Raw genomic sequence first — 14,355 nt, 5'->3', positions numbered from 1 at the left:
TTGCGGCTGAATGATTTTAAAAAGCTCATTAGTTATACCTCTTATTGAGCAGCTTGGACTGGCAGTGTTAACATATCAGGGGCAAGTTGCTTGCGAGCAATGCGAACACCCTTATTGATTTGGCTAATGTTGGTGTTAGGCAGAGCAACAAATTGCTTTGACTCTTTATTCCAACTGCCAGCTTTTGCCGCGTCTTTAGTGACATACAGCAGCTCTAGACGTCCAATACGCAGCATGTCTACTTCGCGCTCTTGTCCATCAATAGTAATAAGTGTTGAATAAGCTTCAATTGTGCGACCGTATTCAACTTCAACTTGATACGCTTCTAACACGCGACGGAATTTTTCACTTGAAGTGATGTCCGCTCTGTCCATCATTGACTTAAGCGTCGCTATACGATTTGCGCGCTCTTCTGATAAGAAAGGCACATCTAATGCGACAAATTGCTCAAGACCTGCAATCATTCGCAGCATCAATGGCGTGATCTGGCGCTCAATAACAGAGACCTGATCCATCGACGCATTTATGGCTGCCATTTCTTCAAGCTGATTATTAATTTGCTTTTCTAGTTGGCTGTTATAAACAACAAGACCTTCAATTTCCTTATTAAGCGTTCTAAATTGCTGCAGACGAGACTGCATATTATCTGAAATCGCATCGATTTTATTTTGAGAAGTTAGCGCTGATTTATTAATGGCAGAGCTAGAGTCTATTACTTGATTGAGATCATTTGCCTGCGCACTGCTTGCTACTGCAAACGCGCCCGCTAAAAGCAATTGGTTAACGCACTTCATCTCACACACCTTTTATAATATTTGCTTGTTCCAATTTTGAAGTGTGTGCAGTTTAAATATGAAAAATGACAACCGTGTTGCGCAATTAATACATTACTGTGACAGGTGTAATATAAGTTTAAAGAATGGATTTATACTAATTAATTCAATATTAAAAAGGGCTGCATTATGCAGCCCTTTAATTGTTATACCTTAAATTTATTCATCATGTGTTCTAATTCATCAAATTGCAATTTTAGCGTTTTGCATTCATCCAATGTTTGCTGCAAGCTTGCGCTCCCTTGAACACATAAATCGCTAATGCCGTGAATGTCCCCATCTAAGGACTGTATTACGGTGTTTTGCTCTTGTGTTGCATTTGCTACCGCGTGGTTCATACCATCGATTGATTCTATCGCGTGAGATACTTCTTGCATTTTGGTACCCGCAGACTGTGCCTGCTCTGCACTTGCACTAGAGTCTTCGATACTCAATTTCATCACCGCTACCGCCGAGGCAGAGCCTTGCTGCAATTCACCAATGGTATTTTCAATCTCTTGTGTAGACTCCTGAGTACGCTGTGCAAGCTGCCTTACTTCGTCTGCAACAACCGCAAAGCCGCGACCAGCCTCACCGGCACGCGCAGCTTCTATCGCCGCATTTAGTGCAAGTAAGTTTGTCTGCTCACTCACCCCTTTAATCACTTCCAATACCTGACCGATACTTGCGGTCAATCTATCAAGTCCGTCAATAGTTGACTGAGCTTCTTGCATTTTAGAACTCAGAGCACCGATTTCTTCAATATTTGAATTTAACGCTGATTGACTTTGATCAGATAAATTATTGGCCCCCGTTGCTAATTCCGATGCATGCTTGGCATTATTCGAAATTTCAATCGCACTCGAAGACAGCTCGTTAATCGCTGTTGCAACATTGTCTGTACGCTTTGTTTGCTCAGTGTAAATATCGAGCGCTTCTTGGGTTTGCTTTTGCAACCCCTCCATCACACTTTCAAGTGCATCTGTGGTGCTCTTTACTTTAGAAATACTTTGGTGGATCTTCTCGACAAACAGGTTGAAATAATTAGAAAGCTCACCAAACTCATCGTTATTCTCAACGACAAGACGTCTGGTTAAGTCACCTTCACCTTGCGCAATGTCTTTTATCGCTTCGTTTAGGTGCGTCATTGGTCTCATTAGATACTTAAGTAGCAATTGCATCATTACAACAATAACCACTACACCCAACAACATATATATCAACGCCATATTTCTGAACGAAGAAATAGAGGAATACGCTATCTCTTTATCAATCACCACACCTAAAAACCAATCTACGTTTTTAATGCCATGCATTTTGACAAAAGACACTAGCTTTTCTTTTCCATCAATCTCAAGCTCTACAAACTCTTGTTGTAAATTAAGTTGCTGACCGAACAGTTGACGCATGTTTTTATCATTCATTTGCGTATTAGGGTGGCTTAATATACGTCCTTCACCGTCGAGTAAAAAGCCATAACCAAAACCCAGGAAATCTATTTCATTGATAATTTCTGTGATGGTTGCCATATCAATGTCACCGCCCGCAGCACCAGACAACACACCATTACTGTATACAGGCACAACCGCAGTAATTGTCAGCTCATTAGTTGTTGCATCTGTATAAGGTGTTGTAAAAGCCGTATCACGCTTTTGCATCGCGAGTTGATACCAAGGGCGAGTTGTGGCATCAAAATCGCTTGGTAACACAATAGACGCGTCATTCAAAACGAATTGACCATCGGGTGTACCAATAAAAGTATTTTTAAAGTGACCTGCTGCGGCAGCTGTTTGCAATCTCCGGCGGACATCTTCGTTACTATCAGATTTTAAATGGCCATTTGCCACAGCCTGAACGATGTCTAAACGGTCATTTAGCCAATTAGCAATATTTTGTGACACAGATTGAGAAATTTCTTGTAATACAAGTGTTAACTGGTCTTGTGTTTGAGAACGCATCAAGACAAAGTTATTCACTGTAAATAGACTTAAAACGATAACAAGTACGACCGAGGCCGCAAGTGTGATTTTGGTGGTAAATTTAAAGGCGCTAAACATGCAGATCCTGTTGTTGTTCTTATCTACTACTAAGTAGGTTGTATCAAATCTTTACGGGTTTGTCCCCCTGTTATCGGCAGTTTTTATCTTTATATTATAAATTTATTGAATTATTTTTAATTGGCAATAAAAAAGGCAAGTTAGACTTGCCTTTGATATAGTAAAAAAGAACTAAAATTAGAGTTTATTTTGATAACTCGACCAAGCTGTATCGAGATTAATTTCCATCTCAGATGAAAAGCTCTTCCAGCTCCATTTTTTGTTATCAGAAGGATCTAATTGGGCGTTTAGCTCTACCAACAAGTTAGGGTGGTGATTTTCTTCTAACCAATGCAAGAAAAACGCAGTGGTTTTATAGCCTGTGTCGTAATTCCCACCCGCCTTACGATGTTCAAAATCGACATAACCGCCTTTCATACGAACAACATCAGCGATACCTTCGATAATTGGCCCAATCTCTTGGTAATTATGATCATCTAGCTGATACGCATGGGCAATCTCATGATAAAGCACGCCGATTAACTCATCATATAGCGCTTGTGCACTGTTGTTTTGTGCAAATTTGTTGAGATATTGCGCACTAATATGGATTTTAGCGCCATCGAAGTTACCTTCTTTATAAGCGACGCCATCCATATCTTCAATGATGATTTCCAATAGTGGTAACTTGGGTGCACGCTGTTTTTTACTATATAAAATACGCGCGACGTTATACGAGATCTGCTTTATCAAATTGACATTAACGTGCTGCCAAACAGGCACGGTTTCTTTGCTGAAGTTTCTAATTTGCACATTCGGCAGAGGAAACTGCTGCCACGCAATATCTGCTTGAAACTGGATTGGCTTTATTGCGGTATCAATTTTGTCTAACGCTGATGCGCTATGGACCATCAGGCCCATAGCCACTGCAAGCGAAGAAATTGCAGTTTTAACTTTCATGCTTAGTTATACTCCGACATTGACGGTGGACGTGCGCTAATTTCGCTACCCCATGCTTTGTTCGGCTTATCACTCATTACATACTTAAGCTCACCACCAGCCATAATATCGGCGTGCGTTAAGTAGTTACGGTTTAGTGGCTTACCATTTAAGCTCACAGATTGAATATACTTATGTGTTTTGCTTAAGCCTTTAGCAGTCGTTGTGAATGTTTTACCATTTGCCAGCTTTAAGGTGACTTTAGGTGTTTGCGGCGCGCCAATTGCGTATGACAAATCACCTGGTGCTACTGGGTAGAAGCCCATCGCTGAGAAAATATACCATGCAGACATTTGACCAACATCATCGTTACCCGCAAGGCCATCAGGCTTGTCAGAGCTCAGTGTATCCATGATTTGACGGATACGCTCTTGTGTACGCCATGGCTTACCCGCATAGTTATAAAGGTAAGCAATATGGTGACTTGGCTCATTACCGTGCGCATAGTTACCAATTAAGCCTGCGATATCTTCATGCTCTTTAATCATGTCAGCAGATAAGTGGGTATCGAATAAATCATCTAAACGCTTTTCAAATGCGTCATCGCCGCCCATCAAATCAATTATGCCTGCAACATCATGCGGTACGTAGAAGCTGTACTGCATCGAGTTACCTTCTGTAAATGCGCCCATATACTTCGCTTCATATGCATTGAAGTCAGGGTTCCAGTTACCTTTTGTATCACGACCACGCATGAACTTAGTTTCAGGATCAAACACATTTCTGTAACTCATTGCACGCGCATAGTAATCTTTAGCCAGCTCTGTTTTACCCATCGCTTCAAACATACGTGCAATAGCATAATCATCATACGCATACTCTAATGTAATAGACACCGACTCTGGCAATACATCCATAGGCACGTAGCCATACTTTTTATACTCAGGGATCGCGTCATACACTTTGTTATTTGCCGTGTTAGTTATCGCTTCAACCGCTAAATCAATGTCATAGTCACGAATACCTTTAAGATAAGCGTCTGCAATGACAGATACAGCGTGATAGCCAATCATTGTCCAAGTTTCATGGGCATGGAAAGACCAAATAGGCAGCATCTTTTCATAACTTTGTTGATAATGAACTAACATAGATTGGATCATACCCGATACGCGATCTGGGTCGATGTACGTCAGCAACGGGTGCAATGCACGGTAAGTATCCCAAAGAGAGAATAATGTATAGTGCTCAAAGCCTTTTCCGTCGTGGATCTCACCATCAACACCTCGGTATTGACCGTTTACGTCTTGGTAAATGCTTGGCGCTTGTAATGCGTGATAAAGCGCTGTATAGAATTGGCGCTTTTCAGATACAGTGCCTTCAACATCAACTTTATCTAAGTAATTAGCCCAAAGCTGCTTAGACTCAGCACGCACTTTATCAAAGTCCCAATGCGGGATTTCTGCATTTAAGTTTTCAAGTGCATTTGAACGGCTCACCGCTGACAAGCCAACTTTAACGTAAAGCGGTTTATCTTTTAGGCCATCGAATGAAGCAACAAACTTTACAGCTTTACCCGCAGTCATTTTAACTGCTTTGTTTTCAATCGTTGAGTGCTTTTGCTTGGTATTCAGACAATTCATACATCTGTAACGCATGTTGTCTTCGTTGATAAACTCATAGTCATCGATTGGCTGCGAGAATTGAATTGCAAAGTACATTTGTCTGTTGCGCGCCCAGCCATTAGTCGCACGGTAAGCAACTAGCGTTCTGTCATCAACTTTACGAATGTCACTCCAAATAACTTTGTTCTCGAAGTTATAAATTGAGCTAGTTAAATCAAATAGGACATGACCGTCATCATGGCTATTAAAGGTATATTTGTGCATACCCACACGAGTTGTTGCTGTTAGTTCAGCTGTCACGTCGTAGTCTTGTAATTCAACGCCATAATAACCCGGTTCTGACCACTCTTTATCGTGAGAAAAGCGCGAACGATAGCCAGTATCTGGCTTTTCTGCAGTACCTGCTGTTAGCTTTACATCGCCAGTGATTGGCATAACCAATAAGTCACCTAAATCAGAGTGACCAGTACCTGAGAAATGCGTATGAGAGAAACCTACTATCGTATGATCATCATAGTGATAGCCTGCACAGCGCTTGTATATTTCTGGTTGTGGTGAAACGCCGCGCATAGGGTTATCAGTATCAGGACTTAATTGGACCATACCGAATGGAACAACTGCACCAGGGAATGTGTGACCATCTCCGCCAGTACCAATGAATGTATCAACCCACTGCGTGTTTGATTCGCTTGCCACACTTACCGACGAAACTGAGGTAAGTGACAACATAGCTGCAGCCCAAATAGAGCGATGCATGTGCCTCTCCTTTATTCTAAATTATGATTGGATCGTTCCAACTAGGTTTAATATACAACGTCTATGAATACGTATTCAATACTTATGAGATAGAAATTTATAAATTTAAGTTAAAAAAGGCAAGTGAACACTTGCCTTATTGGAAAGAAGTTTTAGCGTTACGCTATTTTGTCATGCCATTGCTTTGATAGCTTGACAACATTTAAGCCATACCAAGCAATAAAAATATAGCAAACAAGCGGCACAATGAAACTAATTTGAATATGCATTGTGTCTGCTACAACCCCTTGTAATAACGGAATAATAGCACCACCAACAATGGCCAAGCACAACCAACCTGAGCCTTTACTTGTCAGTGAGCCTAGACCTTCAATAGCAGTTGTGAAAATAGTTGGGAACATGATTGAGTTAAACAAACCTATCGCCAATACAGACACCATCGCAACATTACCTTCTGTAAACATGGTCACTGCCAACAACAACATGACAAATACTGAGTTGAATACCAATGCTTTCGAAGGCGCTACGTATTTAAGTGCTTGAGAGCCAATAAAGCGACCAACCATCGCCCCACCCCAATAATAACCAAGCAGTTTTGCTGCGGTTGGCGCATCTAAGCCACCAATATGTTCTTCAGCAAAATAGTTTACGATAAAGCTACCTATTGAGACCTCCGCACCTACGTAACAAAATATAGCGACAACACCCATCATTAAATGCGGCGCTTCTTTTAAGTTTTTGTCTTTGACTTTACAGTCTTCAGTTTCAATATGCGCTTCGATTGTTGGTAGCTTCAAAAACGCAAACACAACCGCGATTGCAAGCAAGCAACCAGCAATGACCAAATAAGGTACTTTGACCGAATCAGCATTAGCAGCTTCGACCACCGCTGCGCTGCCTGCACCAAATAACAACATACCGCCAGCAATTGGGCCTAGAGTTGTGCCCAGTGAATTTAACGCTTGCGCTAAGTTTAAACGGCTAGAAGCTGTTTTTGGCGTGCCCAGTGCTGCAACATACGGGTTAGCAGAAACCTGTAAAATAACGATACCTGATGCCATCACAAATAAAGCCGTTAAGAAAACCCAGTACTGGTGAACTATCACCGCAGGATAAAATAGTAAACACCCAGCAGCAGCGACAACAAGGCCGATAATAATGCCTTTTTGATAGCCTAGTCGCTTGACCAGATTACCGGCGGGTAGAGAGACAACAAAGTAGGCAATGAAGAAACAGAATTGGATTAACATCGCTTCTGTGTAGTTTAAGTCAAAAACGCTTTTTAATCTTGGAATTAAAACATCGTTAAATACAGTAATAAAACCCCATAAAAAGAACAGGGTTGTCATTGCAGCAAGCGGAAAAAAGTAGTTTTTTTCGTTGTTCTGGGTGCCTGCAGCAATGCTTTGATTCATGTTGATTTCACTCACTCGGATTACTCCATGTTAAAGGATGTAATGATTCTACACATTGTTACAAGAAAATCACAAATGTTTTATTGGATCGTTCCATTATTTTTTTTAAGATGCTACAGTAAATGAATAAATGAGAAAACACGGTCAATATACTGAATAGACCAAGTTCAGATTTTTATTGTATATATCGCAGTTTAAAATGCGCTTACATACATTGACCGCTACGCGATTTGAGAGTGGAGCACAAATAATGTCGCTAGATTTTAAGAGTAGAGATTTTTTACAGCAACATATTGATAAAACGATGGCGTTCTATCATCCGAGGTGCGTAGACAACAAGGGTGGATTTTATCAGTTTTTCAAGGATAACGGTGACATTTATGATGACAGCACGCGTCATCTAGTATCGAGTACGCGATTTGTTTTCAACTATGCCATGGCATATATCAATACAGACAACGCTGAATATTTGGAGTTAGTGCAACATGGCCTAGATTACTTAGAAAAGGTCCATAAGCAAGAAAGTGGCGGATACGCTTGGCTTATCGAAAATGGTGTGGCGAGCGACCTAACCAATCATTGTTACGGCCTTGCATTTGTATTACTTGCAAACGCCATGGCTGTAAAAGCAGGTATCACTTCAGCAAAAGATACTATCGAGCAAGTCTGGTCACTATTAGAACAAAAATACTATGACACTGAGTTCGGGTTATATCTTGATGAATTTGATGCAAACTTTACTAATGCAGACAAATATCGCGGTCAAAACGCGAACATGCATATGTGTGAAGCACTACTTATGTGTTTTGAAACAACCAATGATAACAAATTTTTAGACCGCGCCTACATACTTGCACACAATATGACAGTGAAACAAGCAAGCTTAGCTGATGGTCTAGTTTGGGAGCATTACAACAGTAATTGGGAAATAGATTGGGATTACAATAAAGACAACCCTAAGCATCTATTTAGACCTTGGGGCTTCCAGCCAGGCCACCAAACAGAATGGACCAAACTACTATTGATCCTAAATAGGCATAAACCAGAAGCTTGGATGGTAGACAAGGCTAAATTCTTATTCGATCAAGCGCTTGCACATGCGTGGGATGAAGAGCATGGAGGTATTTGCTACGGTTTTGCACCAGATAAAAGCATTTGTGATGGCGACAAATATTTTTGGGTTCAAGCAGAAAGCTTTGCAGCGGCTGCCCTGTTAGCGATTGAAACAAACGATGAGCAGTATTGGCAATGGTATGAAAAGATCTGGCAGTACAGCTGGGATAATATGATCGATCATAAATACGGCGCTTGGTATCGAATTCTCACCCAAGACAACCGCAGTTACAGCGATGAAAAGAGCCCTGCTGGTAAGACAGATTACCATACAATGGGTGCCTGTTACGAAGTATTAAGAGCCTACAATTTAAGTGAGAGAAGTTAATGAGCGTTATTTGTTTTGGTGAAGCGCTAATCGACTTTTTATCTGATGGTGGCACACCAGAGTCCTTTACTAAATATGCTGGTGGCGCGCCAGCAAATGTCTCTGTAGCCGTAGCAAAACAAGGTATAGATAGCATATTTTGCGGTATGCTCGGTGAAGATATGTTTGGTCACTTTTTAAAAGATGAACTCTCCAATCAACAGGTGAATACCGAGTTTGTGAAATTTACTTCTCAAGCAAAAACAGCACTGGCCTTTGTCTCGTTAGACAGTGATGGAGACAGAAGCTTTAGCTTTTATCGACCACCAGCAGCGGATTTGCTATTTCGTGGAGAAGATTTCGAAGAAAGTATGTTTGAGCAGGGAACCATTTTACATGTGTGCTCTAACAGTCTGACAGAGAAAAACATTTATCTAAGCACTGTCACAGCAATGGAAAAAGCTAAGCAATATGGCCTTATCAAAAGCTTTGATATGAATTTGCGTGAAAACCTTTGGCCTTCGATGAATCATTGCCTCGACAGAATTTGGCACATTATGTCTCAATCTGATGTGGTTAAGTTGTCTAAAGAAGAGTTGGTATTTTTAAATACACATGCCCACCCTTCTAAAGATGAGCAAAACACCATTGAGGCAATATTATCTAGTAAAGTTAAATTGCTTGTCATCACTGACGGTGCTAATGACATTCGTTATTTTACTGAGCAGTTTTCTGGATACATCACGCCGCCGAATGTAAAAGCAGTTGATACAACCGCGGGTGGAGATGCATTTGTGGGAGGCTTACTTGCTGAGCTAACACGAAAATTACCTCAAACCCCATTTGAAGAAATAGTCAGTAGTGAGGCACAAGTGCTCGACTTGGTCAATTTCTCAGCGAAATGTGGGGCGTATGCCGTCACAAGGTTTGGCTCTTTTGTTTCTCTTCCAAGCAACCATGATATTGAATAATAAAATTTCCTAAGTGTGAGACAGGCTCAAGGATGAGCCTATTTAACCACTACACATATTGCAAATATTCTCTATAAAACCAATATACAATTGGTCCGCACACAATCCAACCGATTAAAAAAGGTCGAAAAAAACCCAGTCGCTTTGCGTTTAACGTCTCTACAATAGAGTCATGCTCAGAATGTGTGTATGGAAACACTTTTCGATACACTTTAAATATTGCGAGCCCTATTAAAAAAGGTACTATTATCAACGAAAAGAATATTAAAACTGCGTACCAGGTTTCGTCTGAAACTCGTTCCATAACACTCCCATAGTGAATTAAATTGGTTAACACTCTAAATGTTAAGCAATTTTAGGATAGAGACAGACTCGGATAATTACAATAAGAAATTTTACACCCATGATAAACAAATACTTCCCTCTTCCACTTTGCATATTACTAGCAAGTTGTGCTTCACAAAATAATGTAAATCGCTTGGAACCGACCAAAGACATTAAATACAAAGTGACTGAAGGCTATACCCATCAATTTGCCAATACATACAAGATGCCCGAAGATTATCCTTATACTTGTAAAGAAAATTGCTACCCTAAAAGCCAAGATATTCAGTGCGAAAATGACATGGAACGCTGCCAGTATGTTGGTCAAAACCCTGTGCTTTCCATTACTACAGAAAACGCTTTTAATGTTAGATGGTTAGGTCACGCTAGCTTTGCCGTAACGACACCTTCGGGAGAAACCATACTGATTGACCCTGTCACAGGTCAATTTGACTGGCCTGTAGATTGGGCATTTGTTCACTTGGCAGGTGGTTTTTATCGAACCGAGCCCAGTGCATACAGTAAACAAACACTTGAAGATACTCAGGCAGTCGTCTATTCGCATATCCATTATGACCACTTCAATAAATCAGATATTGAAAACATAGGTAATCATCCAACCTACCTAACCCCTTTAAACTTTGCAGATTACTTTCCTACTGGTGGGTATAATATTGTCGAAATGCCTTGGTTCTCAAAATATGATATCGGTGACACAAAAGTCCATTTTGTCCCTGCACACCATTTTAGTAGTCGTATTGTTGTGCCCATGATCACAAGTGATGATGATGAGACACTCTGGGGGGGCTGGGTATTCGAAAGTAAAGGCAGGAAATTGTTTTTTGCCGGAGATACGGGGTACTCTGGGCACTTTAAAGATATTCACCAACAGTATGGTGATATGGATGTCTGTCTTATCCCAATTGCATCTTACCACCATGAGAAACATGGAAAGTGGTATAGAAATGTCCATTTAACGCCAGAAGATGCGCTAATTGCAGCTGATGAGCTAAATTGCGGTGTTATGATCCCTTGGGGACACGGAAATATGAGCTGGAAAATGGGCGATCATACATCACACTCAGCCCTGTTTCGTCTGTTACATATGAAGGGTGAGCTGAAAAGCCGCTCCCCACTGTATATTTTAAATGAAGGTGAGCAAGTTAAATTCTGATTAGATAGTTCGAGCGAAGTACACTACTTCGCTCGAAGAAACTAAAACAACAGTTATACTTCCCACTTTTTAAGCGCATCTCCAATGAGTTGCTTACGCCAGCCCTGGAATAAATCTGGTTTTATCATTACTTCGCGCTCTTTGGCACTGAGCTTCCAATTCCAGCTGATCACTTGATTAATTTGCTTTTTAGATGCAATGACATCAACAGGTAAGTTACTCTTCTTAGCAACATCCGTAATGTCTGACTTAATTTCTTTCGCCGCTCTTTTGTACTGTGCAAAGTCAATGAGTCTTTTTACTTTTGCAGGTAAAGTATCTTCTGGTACGGCTTTACCTTTCTCGATACACGCTAATATTTCTTTACCAGATCGATTCACTTCCATGGCGTCTACTTCTGGAATATTGCGCATACTCGAAAGTGAACTAGGACGCCGCTTAGCAATCTCAACCATATTGAGCTCTTTAAGTATGAAATTCACCGAGATATTTTTCTTTTCAGCTTTATTCATACGCCAAGCCGCCAGTTCTCTCAATACAGCAAGATCACGCCCTCTTAACTGCCAAACATTTTTAATGTTTAAGTAAAGGTATTCATCCGGCGTTCTAAAAGCACGCTTTTGAGCAATCAATTCACTCTCTGATATCACGATATCAAATAACTGCTTTTCTTCTATTTTCTTTATTAGTTTTTCAAAACAAGGAAGAAGGTAGTAAACATCAGCTGCGGCATATTCCAACTGTTTATCTGATAATGGTCTTTTAAGCCAATCTGTGCGCGACATGCTCTTATCGATTTCAACATCCAAAAGGTTTTTAACCATGTTTGCAAAACCAACGCAATTCCCCTCGCCCAACAACTGCAACGCAAATTGAGTATCAAATAAAGGAGAAGGCACGATGCCACCAAATTTTTGGAATACTTCAATGTCTTCAGAGGGAGAATGAATTACTTTTATCACATCTTGTGAAGTAAACAGTGCCCACAAAGCTGAAAAGTCCATATCAATCAATGGGTCAATTAAAGCTAGATGTGTACCGTCATACACTTGGAATAAAGCACTTTCAGGATATAGCGTTCTACGACGCATAAACTCGGTATCAATTGCTAAAATTTTACTTTCACAAATGAGGTTAATAAATTTATCTAACTCTGCTTGAGTTTGAATAAACTGATACTGCACATTGACTCCTTCGCTTCTTGCGAAAAAAAACCGGCATAAGCCGGTTTCTTGTTATTTTAACGCCCTACGTAATATCTTACCTACGTTCGTTTTTGGCAGTTCATCTCTGAACTCAACCATTTTAGGAACTTTGTAGTTTGTTAGGTTTTCACGACAATGCGCTATTATATCTTTTTCTGACAAGGATTGGTCTTTTCTGACAACAAAAACTTTAACTTGCTCACCACTGACCTCATGAGGCACACCAATCGCAGCAACTTCAAGCACGCCATCGTGGCTCGCAACAACCTCTTCAATCTCATTAGGGAACACGTTGAAACCAGATACTAAGATCATATCTTTTTTACGGTCGACAATGTAAAAGAAGCCTTCATCGTCATAGGTTGCAATATCACCAGTTGCAAACCAACCATCTTGCAAACATTCAGCCGTTGCATCTGGACGGTTATAATACCCAGCCATTACCTGAGGGCCTTTCACTAAAAGCTCACCCGGTTCACCTTTAGGTGCTTCCTCACCATTTTCTAGCACTATTTTTAAATCTGTGCTTGGTGCTGGCAAACCAATTGACCCGTTATAGCCTTCTAGGTCTAACGGACAAATCGTCACAAGCGGCGCACACTCGGTTAAACCATAGCCTTCTAGTAAACGCGAGTTAGTGACAGACTGCCACCTTTCTGCAACAGGTCTCTGCACTGCCATACCGCCACCTAAAGACACTTTTAGGTTCGAAAAGTCTAACTGCGCAAAGCCATCAGTATTGAGCAAACCGTTGAATAGTGTATTTACCCCCGTGATCACAGTAAACGGATACTTTGCTAGGTCTTTGACGAAACCCGCCATGTCACGAGGGTTTGTGATCAAAATATTATGACCGCCGTACTTCATGAAAGTCAGACAGTTCGCGGTAAGTGCAAAAATGTGATAAAGCGGCAGCGCCGTGATCACAACTTCCTTGCCTTTATCTAGTACTTTGTCTAAACACCCTGATACTTGTTCTAAATTAGCAACCATATTGCCGTGCGTTAACATCGCCCCTTTAGATACACCAGTCGTACCACCGGTGTATTGCAAAAATGCAAGGTCGTTTTGATTAACTTCAGGCTTTTTATAGCGATTAGGGTCAGCACTCATTACATTTGCAAAAGGGATCGCCGATGGCAAATTATAAGCTGGTACCATCTTTTTGACTTTTTTGACGACAAAGTTCACTAAATGCTTTTTCACACCGCCAAGTAGATCACCAATCTGAGTTAAAACAATATGCTTAACCGGTGTTGAAGGAAGCGCTTTTTCTAACGTACTTGCAAAGTTCGCTAGAATAAAGATAGCTTTGGCCTCAGAGTCATTTAATTGATGCTCTAACTCTCTAACTGTGTAAAGCGGGTTGACATTAACAACCGTACAACCAGCTCTAAGTACACCTAAAATCGTGATTGGTGTTTGCAATAAGTTTGGCATCATCACCGCAACTTTATCGCCTTTACCAAGTTTAAGCGTATTTTGAATATAACTTGCAACTGATTTAGTCGCTTCATCAATCTCTTTGTATGTCAGCGTTTTGCCCATATTTGAATAAGCGGGTAACTGAGCATAATTGGTGAAACATTCGTCTATTAATTCTAGCAGCGAGTTGTAGTGTTCTGGATCAATCGTTGCCGGCATGCCTTCTGGATAGCGCTTTAGCCAGATTTTTTCCACT

General features: G+C 40.7%; 10 protein-coding genes. 3 read left to right on the top strand and 7 right to left on the bottom strand.

Annotated elements, in window-relative coordinates:
• Positions 1 to 41: 41 nt before the first annotated feature.
• From N477_RS15965 to N477_RS15945, 5 genes are all read right to left on the bottom strand, one after another.
• Positions 42 to 794: a DUF3450 domain-containing protein gene (locus tag N477_RS15965; protein WP_063361691.1), complete on the bottom strand. Its 753-nt coding sequence runs from the start codon at positions 792 to 794 to the stop codon at positions 42 to 44.
• 185 nt (positions 795 to 979) lie between these two features.
• Positions 980 to 2,869, bottom strand: a complete 1,890-nt coding sequence (locus N477_RS15960; RefSeq protein ID WP_063361690.1) for a methyl-accepting chemotaxis protein — start codon at positions 2,867 to 2,869, stop codon at positions 980 to 982.
• Between the two features lie 177 nt (positions 2,870 to 3,046).
• A complete protein-coding gene (locus N477_RS15955; RefSeq protein ID WP_063361689.1) occupies positions 3,047 to 3,808 on the bottom strand; it encodes a basic secretory protein-like protein in 762 nt (253 codons plus the stop codon).
• A gap of 2 nt (positions 3,809 to 3,810) precedes the next feature.
• Positions 3,811 to 6,138 carry a GH92 family glycosyl hydrolase gene (locus N477_RS15950; protein WP_231098095.1) on the bottom strand — a complete coding sequence of 776 codons (2,328 nt, stop codon included), beginning with the start codon at positions 6,136 to 6,138 and terminating at the stop codon, positions 3,811 to 3,813.
• Positions 6,139 to 6,323: 185 nt separating this feature from the next.
• Complete coding sequence (locus N477_RS15945; RefSeq protein WP_063361687.1) at positions 6,324 to 7,595, bottom strand: sugar MFS transporter; 1,272 nt, start codon at positions 7,593 to 7,595, stop codon at positions 6,324 to 6,326.
• A 235-nt stretch (positions 7,596 to 7,830) separates the two neighbouring features.
• Here N477_RS15945 and N477_RS15940 point away from each other — a divergent pair, with 235 nt between their 5' ends.
• From N477_RS15940 to N477_RS15930, 3 genes are all read left to right on the top strand, one after another.
• Positions 7,831 to 9,021: an AGE family epimerase/isomerase gene (locus N477_RS15940; RefSeq protein ID WP_063361686.1), complete on the top strand. Its 1,191-nt coding sequence runs from the start codon at positions 7,831 to 7,833 to the stop codon at positions 9,019 to 9,021.
• On the top strand, positions 9,021 to 9,971 hold the full coding sequence (locus N477_RS15935) for a carbohydrate kinase family protein (protein WP_063361685.1): 951 nt from the start codon (positions 9,021 to 9,023) through the stop codon (positions 9,969 to 9,971). The genes N477_RS15940 and N477_RS15935 overlap by 1 nt, the downstream gene beginning before the upstream one ends.
• A gap of 403 nt (positions 9,972 to 10,374) precedes the next feature.
• Complete coding sequence (locus N477_RS15930; protein ID WP_063361684.1) at positions 10,375 to 11,469, top strand: MBL fold metallo-hydrolase; 1,095 nt, start codon at positions 10,375 to 10,377, stop codon at positions 11,467 to 11,469.
• 53 nt (positions 11,470 to 11,522) lie between these two features.
• On the opposite strand, the gene rnd is transcribed toward N477_RS15930, so the two are convergent.
• Both rnd and fadD read right to left on the bottom strand, forming a co-directional pair.
• Positions 11,523 to 12,653, bottom strand: a complete 1,131-nt coding sequence (gene rnd / locus N477_RS15925; RefSeq protein ID WP_063361683.1) for a ribonuclease D — start codon at positions 12,651 to 12,653, stop codon at positions 11,523 to 11,525.
• Between the two features lie 51 nt (positions 12,654 to 12,704).
• The gene (gene fadD / locus N477_RS15920) at positions 12,705 to 14,354 is read right to left on the bottom strand and encodes a long-chain-fatty-acid--CoA ligase FadD (protein ID WP_063361682.1); all 1,650 of its coding nucleotides are present in this window, start codon (positions 14,352 to 14,354) and stop codon (positions 12,705 to 12,707) included.
• Position 14,355 lies beyond the last annotated feature (1 nt).

This window comes from Pseudoalteromonas luteoviolacea H33-S (assembly GCF_001625695.1).
Taxonomy (GTDB): domain Bacteria; phylum Pseudomonadota; class Gammaproteobacteria; order Enterobacterales; family Alteromonadaceae; genus Pseudoalteromonas; species Pseudoalteromonas luteoviolacea_B.
The sequence above is the reverse complement of the archived record's forward strand: the minus strand, read 5'-3'. Positions and strand labels throughout refer to the sequence as shown.